14 protein-coding genes and 1 pseudogene are annotated in these 16,250 nt (G+C 64.7%); 3 read left to right on the forward strand and 12 right to left on the reverse strand.

Going from position 1 to position 16,250, the window contains the following annotated elements; genetic code table 11:
• Positions 1-274: 274 nt before the first annotated feature.
• Complete coding sequence (locus ACQR50_RS07540) at positions 275-853, forward strand: manganese efflux pump MntP family protein (RefSeq protein WP_428970447.1); 579 nt, start codon at positions 275-277, stop codon at positions 851-853.
• Between the two features lie 73 nt (positions 854-926).
• Here the strand turns inward: ACQR50_RS07540 and ACQR50_RS07545 are convergent.
• The 11 genes and pseudogenes from ACQR50_RS07545 to ACQR50_RS07595 form a co-directional block, all read right to left on the reverse strand.
• Positions 927-1,840 (reverse strand): annotated as a pseudogene (locus ACQR50_RS07545) (cation diffusion facilitator family transporter).
• A gap of 10 nt (positions 1,841-1,850) precedes the next feature.
• The gene (locus ACQR50_RS07550) at positions 1,851-5,075 is read right to left on the reverse strand and encodes an efflux RND transporter permease subunit (protein WP_428970448.1); all 3,225 of its coding nucleotides are present in this window, start codon (positions 5,073-5,075) and stop codon (positions 1,851-1,853) included.
• Between the two features lie 3 nt (positions 5,076-5,078).
• On the reverse strand, positions 5,079-6,254 hold the full coding sequence (locus ACQR50_RS07555; RefSeq protein ID WP_428970660.1) for an efflux RND transporter periplasmic adaptor subunit: 1,176 nt from the start codon (positions 6,252-6,254) through the stop codon (positions 5,079-5,081).
• Positions 6,254-7,522 carry a TolC family protein gene (locus ACQR50_RS07560; RefSeq protein WP_428970449.1) on the reverse strand — a complete coding sequence of 423 codons (1,269 nt, stop codon included), beginning with the start codon at positions 7,520-7,522 and terminating at the stop codon, positions 6,254-6,256. Before ACQR50_RS07560 ends, ACQR50_RS07555 begins: the two co-directional genes overlap by 1 nt.
• 65 nt (positions 7,523-7,587) lie before the next feature.
• A complete protein-coding gene (locus ACQR50_RS07565; protein WP_428970450.1) occupies positions 7,588-7,923 on the reverse strand; it encodes a hypothetical protein in 336 nt (111 codons plus the stop codon).
• 274 nt (positions 7,924-8,197) lie between these two features.
• Entirely contained in the window at positions 8,198-8,791 is a 594-nt protein-coding gene (locus ACQR50_RS07570; protein ID WP_428970451.1) for a response regulator, read from the reverse strand.
• The gene (locus tag ACQR50_RS07575) at positions 8,788-9,909 is read right to left on the reverse strand and encodes a sensor histidine kinase (protein ID WP_428970452.1); all 1,122 of its coding nucleotides are present in this window, start codon (positions 9,907-9,909) and stop codon (positions 8,788-8,790) included. Before ACQR50_RS07575 ends, ACQR50_RS07570 begins: the two co-directional genes overlap by 4 nt.
• Positions 9,879-10,637 (reverse strand): ABC transporter permease, encoded by a 759-nt coding sequence (locus ACQR50_RS07580; RefSeq protein WP_428970453.1) that lies wholly within the window; start codon positions 10,635-10,637, stop codon positions 9,879-9,881. Before ACQR50_RS07580 ends, ACQR50_RS07575 begins: the two co-directional genes overlap by 31 nt.
• Entirely contained in the window at positions 10,634-11,545 is a 912-nt protein-coding gene (locus tag ACQR50_RS07585) for an ABC transporter ATP-binding protein (protein ID WP_428970454.1), read from the reverse strand. The genes ACQR50_RS07580 and ACQR50_RS07585 overlap by 4 nt, the downstream gene beginning before the upstream one ends.
• Positions 11,546-12,274: 729 nt before the next feature.
• On the reverse strand, positions 12,275-12,661 hold the full coding sequence (locus ACQR50_RS07590) for a DUF6334 family protein (protein WP_428970455.1): 387 nt from the start codon (positions 12,659-12,661) through the stop codon (positions 12,275-12,277).
• Positions 12,662-12,891: 230 nt separating this feature from the next.
• Positions 12,892-13,815 carry an AraC family transcriptional regulator gene (locus tag ACQR50_RS07595; protein ID WP_428970456.1) on the reverse strand — a complete coding sequence of 308 codons (924 nt, stop codon included), beginning with the start codon at positions 13,813-13,815 and terminating at the stop codon, positions 12,892-12,894.
• Between the two features lie 385 nt (positions 13,816-14,200).
• Between ACQR50_RS07595 and ACQR50_RS07600 the strand changes: the two genes are divergently transcribed.
• Positions 14,201-14,629 (forward strand): DUF2306 domain-containing protein, encoded by a 429-nt coding sequence (locus tag ACQR50_RS07600; RefSeq protein WP_428970661.1) that lies wholly within the window; start codon positions 14,201-14,203, stop codon positions 14,627-14,629.
• A 404-nt stretch (positions 14,630-15,033) separates the two neighbouring features.
• Here the strand turns inward: ACQR50_RS07600 and ACQR50_RS07605 are convergent, their stop codons facing one another.
• Positions 15,034-15,504 (reverse strand): GNAT family N-acetyltransferase, encoded by a 471-nt coding sequence (locus ACQR50_RS07605; protein ID WP_428970457.1) that lies wholly within the window; start codon positions 15,502-15,504, stop codon positions 15,034-15,036.
• 191 nt (positions 15,505-15,695) lie between these two features.
• Here ACQR50_RS07605 and ACQR50_RS07610 point away from each other — a divergent pair, with 191 nt between their 5' ends.
• Positions 15,696-16,223 (forward strand): class I SAM-dependent methyltransferase, encoded by a 528-nt coding sequence (locus ACQR50_RS07610; protein WP_428970458.1) that lies wholly within the window; start codon positions 15,696-15,698, stop codon positions 16,221-16,223.
• Positions 16,224-16,250 lie beyond the last annotated feature (27 nt).

The following is a 16,250-nucleotide window of genomic DNA, read 5'->3' on the forward strand; positions in this document are numbered from 1 at the left end:
CCACGCCGGCACTACCTTGGGATAGCTTGTGGCAATCGCACCGCATCAGTCGCATCTGCGGTTGCGGTTGGTCCGCGCCCCAGATATTGGGGTTCCACTCTTGGGGAGTAGCTACCCGCTGATTGCGGGGCCGTCGTCAACATTCTTGGGTGCTCGGTTGAGTATCTGAGGCCACGGCAGCAGGTGTGATCCTGCCAGGCGAGACCAACGATGCATCACCTCTTTCATGGCCAGGGGTGGATCGCGTCGTTCGGTTGTGGCCCAAGGATATATGATGACCGGAATACTGACGCTCGGCGCGCTTGGCGCCAGCCTATCTGTTGACGCCTTCGCCGCATCGCTCAGCAAGGGAGCAGCCGAGCAGAAAAGCCGGTGGTCCGACGCGATGCGTGTCGGCGTGATTTTCGGATTCTTCGAAGCGCTGACACCCGCCCTTGGTTATCTCCTCGGCTACATGCTGAACGACTGGATCGCCAGCTACGACCACTGGGTCGCCTTTGGGCTTCTGTTGGCAGTCGGCGTCTACATGATCCGCGAGGCCGTGCAGCAGAAAGGTGAAAAGGCCGATGGTGCCGGAGCATCGAACCTTGCCTTCTGGCGTCTCGCCGCGACCGCGGTCGCCACCAGCATTGATGCCGCCGCCGTGGGCGTGTCGCTAGCGCTGATGGACGTGAACCTGTGGATCGCCTGCGCCGTGATCGGCGGCATCACGACTGTTGTCGCGACCGGCGGCATGGTCCTCGGCAGGCACGTCGGTCCATATCTTGGCCGCTACGCAGGTATTCTCGGCGGTTTCGTACTCGTCGCTATCGGCGGATCGATCCTGTTCCAGCATCTTTCGGGAGCAGCATAACGGGAGGTGCGGAGAGTAGCAGACGCGAAACGCCGTGCAGCCGCAGGTGTCACACACCGATCGGTTGTGACACCTACGGGTGCAGGTGCTCGTCGTCCTCGCACACCTCGCCCGCACCCTCGGTCTGGATCGTCGAATGCTTGATCCCGAACCGATTATGGAGCGTGTCCGCGACGGCCTTTCTGATCGTGTCGGAGTCAGCACCCTCGGCCAAGGTGATATGCGCGGTGCAACTCACCTCTTCGGTTGCCATCGACCATACGTGAAGGTCGTGAACCCCTGCGACGCCCGGAACGCCAGCGATCGCGCCGCGCAGCTCGGGTAGCTTGATCCCGCCTGGGACGCCTTCCAGCAGCACGTTGATCGTGTCCCGCAGCAGCACCCAGGTTCGCGGCAACACCCATAGTCCGATGCCGATCGCCACAACGGGATCGACCCACGTCCAACCGGTGAATCGGATCGCGAGCGCCCCGGCATTACGCCCACCGAACCGATCATGTCGGCCCATACCTCAAGGTAGGCACCCTCGACGTTCATGCTAGCATCCTTGCCCGCCGTCAGCCGCCGCATGGATATGAGGTTCACCAGCAGCCCGATCGCGGCGACGATCATCATTCCCGTCGATTGCACGGCTTCGGGTTCGCGGAACCGCTGCACGGCCTCCACCAGCACATAGATCGCGACCGCGAACAGCAGCAGCGCGTTGAACGCCGCCGCAAGTATCTCGAACCGCTTGTAGCCGAACGTCCGCCTGTCATCGGCCGGGCGCTGGCCGATGTGGATCGCGAGCAACGCGATGGCGAGCGCCGCCACGTCGGTCATCATGTGCGCCGCGTCCGACAACAGCGCGAGGCTGTTGAACACGAACGCGCCGACCACCTCGGCGACAAGGTAGATCGATGTGAGCGCCAGCGCCCAAGTCAGCGCCTTCGCGTTCGCCCCGGCGGTGTGGTCATGGGCATGTCCGCCCGTGCCATGATCGTCCATGGTTCTTCTCCTAGTGAGCCGGTGCCACGGCGGGCAAAATGGGGTGTGGGTCGCGCTGGGCGGGTTGCTCGTATTTCCCGAACCGGGCGTAGAGCGTCGGCAGCACGAACAAGGTGAGCAATGTCGCCGAGATGAGACCGCCGATGACGACGGTCGCCAATGGCTTCTGCACCTCCGCTCCGGCTCCCGACGCCAGCGCCATCGGCACGAAGCCAAGCGATGCAACGAGCGCCGTCATCACAACCGGCCGAAGCCGGGCCATTGCCCCCTTATGCGCCGCCTGGGCGCGCTCCATGCCGCGCTCCATCAGGTCGTGGATCGACGTGACCATGACGAGGCCGTTGAGGACCGCGATGCCGGACAGGGCGATGAACCCAACTGCGGCCGATATCGAGAACGGCATCCCTCTAAGGAACAACGCCAGCACGCCGCCTACCAAGGCGAGCGGCACGCCGGTAAACACGATCGCGGCGTCTCGAACGCTGCGGAGCGCGCCGTAGAGCAACAGCAGGATTAGCGCGAAGCACGCGGGCACGACCAGCGCGAGCCGATCGCGCGCGGACGCCAGATTCTCGAACGCGCCGCCCCATTCGAGATAGGTGCCCGCGGGAAGCCGAACCTCGCGGCCGATCGCCGCCTGCGCGTCGGCGACGACACTCGACACGTCGCGACCGCGGACGTTGGCCTGCACCACCACGCGGCGCTTGCCGTTCTCGCGGCTGATCTGGTTCGGACCGTCCGTTACCGCTATGTCGGCGACGCTCGCCAGCGGCACGAACGCGCCATCAGGTGTTGGCACCGGCACCTGGCCCAACGTCTCGAAATTGGCCCGCTGCGCGTCGCCCAACCGGATCATCACCGCGAACCGCCGGTCGCCCTCGAAGATCATGCCGGCGTCACGTCCTCCGACCGCCGCGGCAAGCGTGTCTTGCATGGCGCGGGCGGTTATGCCGAGACGCGCCATCGCATCCCGGTTGGGACGGACATCGAGCATGGGTAGTCCTTCGGTCTGCTCCACCTTCACGTCGGCCGCGCCCTCCACTTTGCGAAGGATGCCCGCGATCTGGTCGGCGGTTTGGTTCATGGTGGCGAAGTCATCGCCGAACACCTTGACCGCCACGTCGCTGCGGACGCCGGCGATTAGCTCGTTGAACCGCATCTGGATCGGCTGCGTGATCTCGTAGGCGTTGCCGGGAAGCACCGCCAATGCCGCCTCGATCTTCTCCACCAGCTCGGCCTTCGACAGCTTGGGATCGGACCATTCCGCACGCGGCTTCATGATGATGAAGGTGTCCGACACATTGGGCGGCATAGGGTCGGATGCCAGCTCGGCCGTGCCGGTCTTCGAAAACACGAACCGAACCTCGGGCACGCGAGCGATGGCCTTCTCCACCTGGAACTGCATCGCCTGGGCCTGCTCGACCGATGTGCCGGGGATGCGGACCGCCTGCGCGAGCATGTCGCCCTCATCGAGCTGGGGCAGGAACTCCTGCCCCAAGGTCGAATTGGCCCCTATGGCCAGCGTGAACGCGCCGATCGCCACGCCGATCGTCATCGTCGGGCGTCGCATCGCCTTGTCGAGGCCCGGTTCGTAACGCGCTTTCAGCCACGCCATGGTCCGGCCCTCCTTCTCATCGACCGGCTTGCTGAGCCATATCGCCAGCATGGCGGGCACGAAGGTCAGCGACAGCACGAACGCAAAGGCGAGCGCGATGATGACGGTTAGCGCCATCGGCGTGAACGTCTTGCCCTCCACCCCGCTCAAGGTGAGCAGCGGGATATAGACGAGAATGATGATCGCCTGACCGAACACGGACGGGCGGATCATCTCGCGCGCCGCGCCGGCGACGACGGACAGGCGTTCCTCTAGGTCGAGGACACGGCCTTGCGCGTGCTGGCGCTCGGCCATGCGACGTAGCGCGTTTTCGACGATGATGACCGCTCCATCAACGATCAGGCCGAAGTCGAGCGCGCCCAAACTCATCAGGTTCGCTGACACGCCGCCCCGGAGCATTCCGAAGCTGGTGAGCAGCATGGTGACGGGAATAACCAGCGCCGCGATCAGCGCCGCACGGAAGTTGCCGAGCAACAGGAACAGCACGACGACGACGAGCAGCGCGCCTTCAGAGAGGTTCTTCGCCACGGTCTTGATGGTCGAGTTGACGAGCGCGGTGCGGTCGAGAACCGGCTGCACGATCACGTCCGTGGGCAGCGAAGCGTGGATCTCTCCCAAGCGGTCCGAGACAGCCGATGCCACCGAGCGGCTGTTCTCGCCGATCCGCATGACGGCGGTGCCGACGACGACCTCGCGACCGTTTTCCGATGCCGATCCCATGCGGATCGCCTGGCCGGTCTTCACGGTCGCGACCTGGCTCAACAGGATCGGCACGCCCTCGCGGGTGGCGACAACGGTGCGCGCCAGCTCGCTCGCGTCCGCGATGCGGGCATCGGATCGGACCGCCAGCCCTTCGCCGTTGCGATCTACCACGCCGGCGCCGACGCCGGTATTGTTCTCCTCCAATGCGGTCGCGAGGTCGTTCAGGCTCAGGCGGAGCGCCGCCAGCCTCTGAACGTCTGGGACGACCTGATACTGCTTCACATAGCCGCCGATCGCGTCGACGCCGGCAAGCCCGCCCGTGTTCTTCAACAGCGGCGTCACGATCCAGTCCTGCACCGTGCGGAGATACGTCGCCTGATCGGCCTGGCTGGTCAGCCGCTCGCCCTCGGGCGTGATGTAGCTGCCGTCCGGCTGAATGCCGGGCGCGCCGGGGGCGTGCTTGTCCTCGGGACGGTGCGCGAGCCGCACCGTCCACATATAGACCTCGCCCAAGCCGGTCGCGATCGGCCCCATTTCGGGCGTCGCGCCACTCGGCAAGCTCTCCTCGGCGGTGCGTAGGCGTTCGGCCACTTGCTGGCGCGCGAAGTAAATATCGGTCGCGTCGGTGAAGACAGCCGTCACCTGGGCAAAGCCATTGCGGCTTAAGGACCGGGTGTATTCGAGGCCGGGAACGCCCGCGAGCGCGGTCTCGATCGGAAACGCGACCTGCTTCTCCACCAGCTCGGGGGAGAGGGAAGGGGCGCGTACGTTGATCTGCACCTGGTTGTTGGTGATGTCGGGCACCGCGTCGATCGGCAGGCGGGCAAGCGCCCACCCTCCGATGATCGCGGCGATGGCGGTGACGAGCAGGACGAACCAGCGCCGCTCCACCGAAAAGGTGACGATGCGGTCGATCATGGCTTAGTCCTCATGCTCCGCTTCGCCTTTTCCGAGTTCGGCCTTGAGCGTGAAGCTGCCGGTGGCGGCGATTTCCTCACGGCCGGTAAGCCCGGACGTGACGACGATGTTCGATCCGCTCGCCTGCCCGATGACGACGGGGGTGGCGGCGAAGCCGGTAGGCGTCCGCACGAACACCACCGATCGATTCTCGATTGATTGGACGGCCGCGGCCGGCACGGTGACGGTGCCGCTGCCCGCGCCGGGGAGCTGGATCGCGGCCATCACCGGCTCGCCCACGCGCCATTGCCCGCCACGATTATCGACCATCGCGATCACCGGCACCTGGCGCGTGGTCTCGTCCAGGATCGGCGACACGAAGCTGACACGCGCGGTCGAGCGACGGCCCCCGGCGCTGATCGCGACGGTCGATCCCGGCCGGACCAGGCCGGCATCGGTGGGAGACAGGGAGACCGTCACCGCCACCTGGGACAGGTTGGCCACCCGGAACAGCTCGGCGTCAGCCGCCACGGTCTGCCCAAGGGTCACGCTACGCGCGATCACCTGCCCGCCGATCGGCGATGCGATGCCGATGCGATTAAGCGCACCGCCACCCCCGCCCGCTGCCGCCACCTGCTGCTGCGCCAGCCTGAGCGCGATGTTCGCCTCGGTCGCGGCGGTGCGCGCCGCGATCAAATCCTGCTCGGGGGAGACGCGCTCGGCAAACAGCCGTTGCTCGCGGCGAAGCTGGGACTGCGCCAGCGCCGATCGCGCGCGCGCCGCCTCCACCTCCGCCTTCAACGATGCCGCTTCGCGGCTCTCGATGATCGCAAGTGTCTGACCACGACCGATCGACTGCCCAAGGTTGCGGGTGAGCGACACGACCCGCCCGCCGATCGCGGCCGATACGACCTGGGTGCCCTGCGGATCGCCCTCGATGGTCGCGGGAAGGGTGAGAACCCCGCCGCCGCCGGTCACGCTCGGTCGCACGACCTGGATAACCGCCGCGGCGATCTGCCGGGGGGTCAGAACGATCGCGCCTTCGGTCGCCTCGCCTTTGGGCTCGCCCTCGGCTTCACCGTGGCCGGCTTCCTCGGTCGTATTGCCGGCAACCGCGTTGCCAGCCTCCTGGCCGCTGCCGCACGCAGCAAGCAACAGGGCAAGGGTGACGGGCAACGTCGTCCGCTTGACTGTGGTCATCATCGGGCCGGTTCCTTGGAATAGTCGGGCGCGGGCGTCGCAAGACGATCCCTGCGGGCCTGGGCGTCGCGATAGGCGGCAAGCGCGTCGATCGCGGTCGTGCGGGTCTGGGAAAGGGTGCGCTCGGCGTCGAGAAGGTCGAGCTGCCCGAACTTGCCCTCGCGGTAGCCAATGCGCGCGATGCGCGCCGCCTCCTGTGCCGCCGCCAGCGCCGGGCCGCTCGCCGCGCGCGCGGTTGTCGCGGCATTCGCCACCTCGGCCTCCGCGGACGCGAACGCCTGCGCCGCGTCCAGCTCCGCGACGCGGCGTAGCGCCTCGGCCTGGTCGCGCTGCGCGCTGGCCTGGATGACGGCCGCGCTGCCCCGATTGAATACGGGGAACGGGATCGACACGCCGAACACCGCAGCGACATCGTTGGTCGCCTCCAATCGGCGCGCGCTGGCGCTCACCGTTACGTCGGGAACACGCTGGCTCTGTGCAAGCCGGACTTGCGCCGCGGCCGTGGTCACATCTGCCCGCGCCGCGGCAAGCGCGAGCGTGCCGGTCGGCTCCCGGGTAAGCGGCGGGCCATGGCCTTCCACCTGGTCGAACCATGCAACGTCGAGCGAGCCGGTGATCGGCTCGCCAATGCGCCGCGCCAGATTATCGCGCGCGACGATCGTCAGCCGCTCGGCTCGCTCCACCGCTGCCTCGGCGTTGATGCGAAGCACATCGGCGCGCTGCTGCTCGATGGGGGAAGCACGGCCTGCGCGAACGCGAACGCTCGCCGCCCTTAGCGCCTCCGCGGCGATAGCGGCCTGCTCGCGCGCGGTTGTTAACCGGCGCTCGGCCGCGACCGCCTCCACATAGGATTGGGTGACGGCAAGCCGTAGATCGGCCGCCACGATGGCGGCGGCGATCTGCGCCCTGCTGCTATTGGCATCGGCGACGGCAATCCGCGCCGAACGCTTGCCGCCCAGCTCGATCGGGAGCGCCAGTCCGGCCGTGGTCTCGGCGCTACGCAAACCCCGATACTGGCCGCTGCCGGCGATGTTCTCGGTCTCGGCGACGATCGTGGGGTTGGGCCGATAGCCGGCGACGGTGCGGCCCGCCTCGGCGGCGCGGACGCCGGCCGATGCCGCGTCAGTCGCTGGCGCGACCGCGCCAGCGAGCGCGAGCGCGCGGTCCAAGGTCAAGGGCGGGCTGGTCGCGGCGGGCGCGACGGATTGCGCCTGCGCGATCGACGCGCATGACGTTACGGCAAGAAATGCCGCGATGAAACGGTGCATGGATGATGGACTCCTGACGAAACCTGGAACCCGTCGCGACGAGGCGCGCGGGCGTTAGAGGTCGGTCAGGCTTGGGGAGGACGTAGCGCGGGGTCCGCAGTCGCACCCGCGGTTCGATCGTGATCCCACCAAACGCGCTGTACGCGTAGATCGGCGCTGTGCCGCATCGGGTCGGACGTGATCGGCACACCGACGTGGTGCCCGTGGCACCCGCCATGATGATGCGGATAGCCCTTCTCGGAATCGGCGGGCACCTGGTCGCCGTCGCCGTCCGCATGGTCGATACTCAATGCCGCCGAAGTCTCGACGCACGTCACTGGCTCATTGGCATGGGCAACCGAACCCAGCCCCAAGGTTGAGGCGAGCAGGAGGCACAAGACCAAGGCAAGCAGCCGACGCATGGCGACGCCCTTAGCAGCTAACGGCAGCGATGTAATGCGCTCGTCAAAGCGTGCTCGCGGGCAAGGTGTCACAACCGAACGGTTGTGACACCACGCACCGGCGGCTTTCGACCGTTCCAATCCTGAAAGCTGATTGGCAGGAAAGTCCCCAATCTAAGCCATTCCGAGTGGCCAGCTGAGCTCGCCTAAGCGCTCTGTCCGCTTACATGAACGACCGGCAGGTTCTGGGCAGCGGGAAGGTGCGCGTGAATGGCCGGGATCGGGTCGTTTAAACCTAAAGCCACCCATTCGCGCGCGCCGTTCGCCCAGCTTCTATGCGGTTAGCAGCACCCAGCTTGGACGCTGCATCCGATAGGTAGTTTCTGACGGTGCCTGGAGAAAGGTTGAGGCGACGAGCGATATCTTTGTTCGACAATCCCTGTTCGGCCAATCGAAGTGTGTCGCGTTCACGATCCGTCAGTGGGTCGCGGCCGATTTCCCAAGCGGCTGCGGCGAGTTCGGCAGGGATCGCATGTCCGCCGGCAGCGACGGTGCGAATGGCTGCGGTGAGATCGTCGACCGGTGCGTCTTTCAACAGATAGCCGCGGACGCCGGCGCTTTGGGCGCGGGCGAGATAGCCGGGGCGTGCGAACGTCGTCACGATTACGACTGCGGTACTTGGTGTTTCGGCTGCGATCATCTGGGCAAGCTCTAGGCCTGTGTGCCCCGGCATTTCGATGTCGGACAGTAGGATATCGGGTCGATGGGCGCGGACGATGTCCAGAGCTGCATCGCCATCGGCGGCACGTCCGACGATGGCGAAGTTAGGTTCCATCGCCAGCAGCTCGGCGATGACGATTTTGATGGGGTTGGGGCAGGTTGAAATCATGCCGGTACGCTGGCCTCCAAGCGCGTGCCCGGATACATAAGCGTCAGCGTGAGACGGTCCCCAGCGGCGACCAGTCGCTGGCGCATCCCCGTGAGGCCGTTGCCTTCGCGAAAGGGCAAGCCGACGCCGTCGTCTTCCACGATCAGCCGCACATCGTCGGGGCCGGTGGCAATGCCAATCCTGCACTGACGGGCGTCGGCATGGCGGATGACGTTGGTCACGGCCTCGCGCAGGGTCATAGCCAGAACGCCACCGGCTTCTTCTGGTACGTCTGCTGGGTTGCCGCTGAGGACAAGGTCGACACCGGCGGTGCGCAGCGCCGCGCGAGAAGCGGCCGTCTCCTGCGCCAAGCCACCCCCGGCGTGGCCAGCCAACGCCGCACGTACGTCGGCAAGACCGGCTCGGGCGGCGGTGGCAATCGCGGCTACTTCGTGACGTGCTGCTTCTGTATCCCGGTCGAGCATGCGCCCGGCCAGATCCGCCTTCAACGCGACCAGCGTCAGGGTACGGCCAATGACGTCATGCAGATCGCGCGTGATGCGCTCTCGTTCGGCAGTGCCCGCGAGACGGCGGACTTCTTCCTGTGTCGCCAGCAGCGCTTGCGTTCGCACATAAAAGGCCTCGCGCGAGATCGTGGCGCCGCCCGTGATCACGACGAGCAGCAGACCGGGCAGCCACCAGAGCAGCGGCTGGTTCTGCATGGATCCGGTGATTGCGACGACGACGGCGATTAGCGCGATCCCGACGACCGCAGCCCTGGGCGGGCGGACGCGCCCCATCTCGGCTGCGGCGTAGATCGCGAAGGTTGTCCACCCGACAGGAAACGAGGCGAGGGCGATCCCGATAGCGGTGATAGCAAGGCAGACGATGGCTCGGCGCGGCCCGTCCATGCGATGCGCGACGAAGTATAGCGGCAGGAACAATGCGACAGCGAACCCGGTCAGCACCAGCGTTGTGGTGTCCGGCCACTTCCAAAGCCATGGCAGCGGTACGAAGATGAGGTAGACCAGCCAGGGCCACGGACCCGCCCACCATCGTTCGTGCTTGGTTTGCATGATCCCTCTGTCGAGGGTGAGAGCGGTCACCGTCAAGCGGGGCTTCGCTGCCAGCCGGTCCATGCCCAGGCGGCCCCAACTACGGTCATTATGAAGACGGCTGCGATATGGGCAAGCGGTGATCCGATCGTCTCGACGCCGACGATCCCACGCGCAAGCTGCCCGAGGTGAAAGGAGGGTGCTGCATCTCCCAGCGTCCGCATCCAGCCGGGAAGCATTGTGCTGGGAATCCACAATCCGCCCAGCACCGATCCGCCGAGGAAAAGCGCGTTGGCGATCGCAACCGCGCCCTTGCCGCTCATCCGCATGCCCATACCAAAGCCGATCAGGGCAAAGGGGATGGCAGAGCCGAGGTGAAGCAGCGTGAGCGACGCCCAGGTTGCGGCAGATAGGCGGACGCCTGCGATAACCGCCAGCGCATCGATCAGGACGAGCGCCATCGCCGTGGTGACGATCGCCGCAATCAGCTTGGCCGCCACATAGGCACCCGCTGGCATCGGCGAGACGCGTTTGAGCTCGATCAAACCCTGCTCACGCTCCATCGCTACGCCGGCTCCGAAACCGAAGAGCGCCGGCCCGGTCGCCGCAAACACGCCGTATCCAGCAAGCGTCGCGGCGGCATACTCAGGCGAGGGTGACTTGGCTACGGCGAGCGTAAAGAGCCCGTAGAACGCGGCTGGCGTCAGTACGGTCGGCAGAAGGAATTGCGGTAGCCGAGCCGTCCGCTTCAACTCGGCAATGGCTTCGCGCAGCCAGATCCCACCAAGGGCGGAGGCAGTAACGGCGGTCATGCGGCGATCCTCTCGTCATGCGGGTTCAACAGGGTCGCGATCGCATCTTCCAGTGTCGCATCGACGACGCGCAGGTCGGCCAGGGTCTTATCGACGTCAAGAAGCGCGCGGACGGTAGCGGTGGCATTGGCGGTGACAATACGAAGTTCGGCGCCTTCCATGACGGCCTCCCGAACGGCTGGAAGCTGCATGGCCTCCAGGGCCTGCAAATGGCTGCGGCAGCGGATAACGGATCCGCCGGCACGCGCGCGGAGGGCCGCAGGCGCGGCATCGGCGACGATGCGTCCGGCATCCATCACAACAATCCGATCCGCCAGCGTGTCAGCCTCGGCAAGGTCGTGGCTGGTCAGCAGCACTGCAGCGCCGTCGTCAACTAGCGCACGGACCGTTTCCCACAACATCCGGGCGGACGCGCGGTCCATCGCAGCCGTTGGTTCGTCGAGTACCAACAGGTCAGGCCGGCCGCAGATCGCCAGCGCATAATGAACACGCCGCGCCTGGCCCCCAGACAAGGCACCGCAGCGTCGGTCTGCAAGCCCCGTCAGGCCGGCGAGCGCCAGCGTCTCTGACAGTGGCCGCGGGTCCGGGTAGTAGCCGGACTGAAGCGTCACCGCCTCGGCGATTGTCAGGACGTCAGGCAGCCCTGCACTTTGCAGCATGACGCCCAGCCGCCGGCGCGCGGCGGGGCGGCCCGGATCGAGTCCGAATAGCATCGCCTCGCCAGCCTCCGGCGCGATGCGGCCCGTGAGCAGCGACACACACGTGGTTTTGCCAGCGCCGTTGGGACCGAGCAGTGCCGTGACCTCGCCCGCGCGGACGCCTATACTGAAGTCCGCGAGGATCGAGCGGCCACCAAGCCGCTTCGAGACGCTCGTGAGGCTTGCGACATCGTGAAGGTCGTGAATCATGCTGCCGCGCTCGCGTACGGTATGATTACGAACGATGAGTGGGTACCAATGAATGTGAAGGCGTTTGGAAGCATGGGTCAACCTCGTCGAAGTTGGCTCAGTTTGCGCCACGCCTCACCTGCCGCGTAGTGACAGATGTCATGGAGCGACATTTTTTGGATTGGGTCTATCAAGCGCCTCGGGGGCAAATTTGACCGCTAAGGCACCGATGAACGAGCGTCCGGTTTCGGGAAATGTCTAGGGTCTTGTGAACGTCCAGGTATGGGTCATGGCGGCAGGCAGGCAGGGCGGCCGCCATGACCCATGAGCAGACGTTCTGGTTACGCCTATTGCGGACATCACTCCCCTAAGATGCAGATTCCAGCAGCCGACATTGTGCTCTTGGCGAGATGGCAAAGCTGCGGATTAGCCGGGTGGGTTAGATTTGCCCTTTCGCCTAGGCACGCTTCGTAGCCCGAAATGCCCACGTCGAACTTCTCGTGTTCTCTGGGAGGTTCGCGCAAGTGCTTACAAGCCCGCCGAGCCGATTTGATCGCGGCAGGCTCCCTGGCTTCTGAGGCATCGCGGGCCGAGGCTGCTCGCTCGCTTGAACCTGACGAGCAGGCAGCCAGCACGACATACAAGCAGAAGAGTATGGGGGAGCGCATGCCGTGACGCTCTACGCGAACGGCTGCTTTTGCAAGATGCTCGTCGTGAGCCCCCCGTCCGCTTTCGCCCACAAGCGGACGTTCACGCGGCGGGCTGAATGCGCTTTACGCTGATGGTTGCGGCCTCAACTATGAAGCAAACCTGCGGCGTAAGGCCGAAAAACGATAGGGTGAACATGTCGAGATAACCCCGGTAATTTCGACCTACCCAGCACCACCCCAGTTCCGTTCCAACGTAGTTGGACAACTCGGGGATGGCTTGCCAACCGTCATCGACATCTGGCGCTGCCTCAAGCTTCACAGCGATCTCATCGGTATCCACGTCGACCCGCAGCATGACGGCGCGGTCGCGGATCACCACCGCGACGTCTTGCCAGCCTGCCGCTCCGTCGCGTCGACCGACCAGAGCGGTCGCAATCTGCCCATGGACCTCATCATAGTCGAACTGAAGCATTGTGTGGTCAGCCATGAATCGCCCTTACCGTACCGGCGCGCTGTCCGCTAACCACCCATCTTCGCCGTTCCGAGGGGCCGATCGGGCTCGCTCAAGCAGCCGATCCGTTTATATGAACGAGCGGCAGCTTTCGGGAAGCGAGATGGCACGTGCGAACGGCCGGAATTGGGTCTTTTCGTGAGGCGAAGCCGCCAGCTGGCCTTGCGACGCTGTCAGGTGAAGGTGCCCTGGCTCGTCGAATCCAATCATGCCTCGGCAGTGATGGCTTTGACGAACTGACGTGGCGATTGGCCCAGAACGCGTTTGAAGGCCGCGCCAAAGGCGCTCTCCGACTCGTAACCCACCATTGGTGCCACCACCGCAAGCGTCGTTTGCCCCTGCGCCAGCCGGTCGGCGGCTAGCATCATGCGCCATCTGGTGAGATATTCCAGCGGGGTCTCGCCGAGCGTTTCCCTGAAGTGTGCCGCGAAGCTCGACCGCGACATGCCGGCAGTTTTGGCGAGGTCTGCGAGCCTCCAGGGTTTCGCCGGATCGGCATGCATCGCGGAGAGTGCAGCGCGTATGCGCAAGTCACCCAGCGCTGCCAGCCAGCCCCGCGCTTGTGCCGCTTGGTCAGCCAAGTGCAGGCGAAGTGCCTCGATCAACAATGTCTGGGCGAGATGCCCAGCAATCAACGAGCTGCCGAGTTGGGGTTCTCGCAATTCCTGCATGAGCCGTCCGATCAGAACTCCGAGCGCAGCACGGCTTGCCTCCGATCGGATGTGGACGGCCGCTGGCAGCACGTCGAGTAGCAACGCGGTTTGTCGGCCCTCAAAATCGAAGAAACCACCGATGCCAAAACAATCACCACCTCCATTGATGGTGCCCGTCGTTCCCACGGGAAAGCTGGGGAAGAACTGGAAGGCATCGATGGGCTCTGCCGTAGTGGACGTATATAGCCTGAATGCTGAGCGGCCAGGCAGGAGCATAACGTCACCCGGACCAAGCCTTACCGGGGCGCCGCCCGCGTCGAGCAGCATCCAGCAGGTGCCGGACTCGATCGCATAGGCCTTGATCCCCGCACTGGCCGGAAACTGCAATTGCCAGCTTCCGCCTGCGTTGAGACCACGAAATCCGAAGCTTGCAGGCCTCAGCAGCCTCAGAACGTCCGACAAGGGATCCATCGTCATGCTTGGACGATGGCGACGATTTGGCGGACTTTGCAAGCTGGTTCGTCTGGGATCACGCGCTTACTTGTGCCACACCAGCGCGCTGGGCGCGTACCGCATGGGATGTACCATTATGACCCAAAACGTCGCTCCATACCCGCCTACCAAACAGGTCCCTTTTTCGAAGGGATCGGGCGATGCCCTTGCTCGCTTTCAATAATCCTTCCGGTAAGCGCGGACGGCCCAACCTTGCGATCCTGGCCGCCATTTTGCCGATTGGCGTCGGATTGATTTCACTCCGCTACGGCCTCCCTGGCAAGCCGGGCGCTGGCCGCTGCCGAATGTCACCATCAACCCCGTTGCGCTGACGCTGCATGCGGTGCCGGCTGCACTGACTCTGATCGCGGTGCCGTTCCAACTGCATCCAGGTTTCCGGGCGCGGCACTGGCGGGCCCATCGCCGGATAGGTCGGGCCTATGTCGGACTGGTGTTCGTGGCCGGGCCTGCCGCCATTTGGATCGCACCATCGACGCTGGGCGGGGCAATCAGCGCAGCAGGCTTCACCGCTCTTGCCCTTGGCTGGATGACGACAACGGCGCTGGGCTTCATCGCAGCGACAAGGAGGAGCTTCACCGATCACCATATGTGGATGACACGCAGTGCGGCCCTGGCGCTATCTGCGGTGACGCTTAGAATGTACCTGCCACTCGCAAGCTTAGCAGGTGCAGACTTTGTGATGGCCTACCGCGTGGCTTCGTGGGGGTGCTGGGTGCCCAATCTTATCGTTGCGGAGTGGTGGCTCAGAGCCCGTGGGATGGCTAGCACTGCCTCCTGACCCAGAGCTATCGCTTGGGAAGCTGAATCGCTCGCGATGCGTGGCCGTGGATGACACGCTGTTTGGGAGATAAACGAACGTTCAGTTTTGGTGACCTATATCCGGGTGATGAGTGACCGCTTCTGGGTCTTCACAGCGGTTGAGCGAGTGATCGCGACATGGACGATCTTGGCCGCTCACCGCGTCGATTGCGTTCCCGAAACGCACTGCTTGGAGGGGAGCGGCTTTCCCGTTACTCCGCCTTCGCCCTATAGTTTCGGGAAAATGCATTCGAATAGATTTCGGGAAAGCGGGCCCCGCGGGCGGCCATCAGCCCGATCGGCGCTGCGGGATTCCCGTCACGGGTTCCCAGCCGAGAATGACGATCGGCATTGCATCACCATGGGATGTGTCCAGTTGGCGCTTTATGCCGTCATAACGCTTTCCCGTCCCAAGGTCTTCGCAAAGCAGACTGCCTCAGGCCGTCCAACATATTTGCCAAAGTTGGGAATGCGCCGGTAGCCGTTCCTCTCGTAGAACTGAATGGCGCGGCTGTTTGCCAATCGTGTTTCCAGCCACAACTCGCGATAGCCATCGGCTTCTGCTCTCCTTTCAAGATCGTTTAGAACAGCTGATCCCACCCCTTTACTTGCCGGAATGGCGAACATCCGCTTCAACTCCGCCACGCCCTTCTGAAGCGGTCGATATGCCCCGCACCCCAGAGCGTTACCCTGTGCGTCATACGCCAGTACAAACGAGGCCCCGGCTCCCTCTACATCGTAGGGGTCGAATGACGATCTCCCGCTATCTCCTGTGATTCCAGCCAGCGTGTCCGAAAGTTGATCGAGTAGCTGTAGCGCCATCGGATCAGAGGGGTGGACCGGCTCAACGCGCATTCGCAAAAGCTCCTTTGCAACATCAGAATGCTGCGCCAGCCGACAGGCGGCGCCCCCATATTCCATTGCCGCTGCATTTTTGAAAAACCATCCCAAACGAGACGGCGCAGGCCGTCTCGTTGGTCGTTCCGTTGCGAGAAGTGGGGCGGTGCAATACGAACAGATTGATATAGCAACGAAGGCCGATTGACGTGTCGCCAGCAAACGCACCCGCCCAGAAGTTCGATCCGGCACGGGCCGGTGAGTACCAGGCGCAAAGCCGGATCGCACTGGCGGGTTATGACGCATGTCACGAGCTGAGTGCCTGCATGCTGGCGGCAACGCTCGACAGCAACCAAGCGGCGAACATCCTTGTGGTGGGCGCAGGCGGTGGAGCTCAGGAGGTCGTCGCGGCGAGCATGCTATCGTCGCAATGGCGGTTTACTGCCGTCGATCCGTCACGACCGATGCTGGACATCGCGGTGTCGGAAATATCCCGGCACGGACTGGAAGCGTGCACCGATTTCCACCTCGGATACGTCGATGACCTTCCTTCCGACCTGCGATTCAGCGCCGCTACCCTGATTGGGGTTCTTCATCATCAGCCCGGACGAGAGGCCAAGCGCCGACTCCTGAGCGCGATTGCCGGGCGCCTCGTACCGGGGTCTCCACTCGTACTGGCGGGCAACCGTTATGCCTATGCCAGCCAGCCATTATTGCTGGCCGCTTGGGGGGAGTGAACCGCCCCGGGTTTACCGGAGGCCATG

Source organism: Sphingomonas sp. Xoc002 (genome assembly GCF_050408055.1).
GTDB classification, from domain to species: domain Bacteria; phylum Pseudomonadota; class Alphaproteobacteria; order Sphingomonadales; family Sphingomonadaceae; genus Sphingomonas; species Sphingomonas yabuuchiae.

What these genes read in the sequence shown, in the direction of transcription:
- ACQR50_RS07605 (WP_428970457.1), bottom strand. Translation starts at nt 15,504, where the DNA reads ATGCGCGTTGAGCCGGTCCACCCCTCTGATCCGATGGCGCTACAGCTA.
- ACQR50_RS07580 (WP_428970453.1), bottom strand. Translation starts at nt 10,637, where the DNA reads ATGACCGCCGTTACTGCCTCCGCCCTTGGTGGGATCTGGCTGCGCGAA.
- ACQR50_RS07555 (WP_428970660.1), bottom strand. Translation starts at nt 6,254, where the DNA reads ATGACCACAGTCAAGCGGACGACGTTGCCCGTCACCCTTGCCCTGTTG.
- ACQR50_RS07565 (WP_428970450.1), bottom strand. Translation starts at nt 7,923, where the DNA reads ATGCGTCGGCTGCTTGCCTTGGTCTTGTGCCTCCTGCTCGCCTCAACC.
- ACQR50_RS07540 (WP_428970447.1), top strand. Translation starts at nt 275, where the DNA reads ATGACCGGAATACTGACGCTCGGCGCGCTTGGCGCCAGCCTATCTGTT.
- ACQR50_RS07560 (WP_428970449.1), bottom strand. Translation starts at nt 7,522, where the DNA reads ATGCACCGTTTCATCGCGGCATTTCTTGCCGTAACGTCATGCGCGTCG.
- ACQR50_RS07575 (WP_428970452.1), bottom strand. Translation starts at nt 9,909, where the DNA reads ATGGACCGGCTGGCAGCGAAGCCCCGCTTGACGGTGACCGCTCTCACC.
- ACQR50_RS07595 (WP_428970456.1), bottom strand. Translation starts at nt 13,815, where the DNA reads ATGACGATGGATCCCTTGTCGGACGTTCTGAGGCTGCTGAGGCCTGCA.
- ACQR50_RS07570 (WP_428970451.1), bottom strand. Translation starts at nt 8,791, where the DNA reads ATGATTTCAACCTGCCCCAACCCCATCAAAATCGTCATCGCCGAGCTG.
- ACQR50_RS07590 (WP_428970455.1), bottom strand. Translation starts at nt 12,661, where the DNA reads ATGGCTGACCACACAATGCTTCAGTTCGACTATGATGAGGTCCATGGG.
- ACQR50_RS07550 (WP_428970448.1), bottom strand. Translation starts at nt 5,075, where the DNA reads ATGATCGACCGCATCGTCACCTTTTCGGTGGAGCGGCGCTGGTTCGTC.
- ACQR50_RS07585 (WP_428970454.1), bottom strand. Translation starts at nt 11,545, where the DNA reads ATGATTCACGACCTTCACGATGTCGCAAGCCTCACGAGCGTCTCGAAG.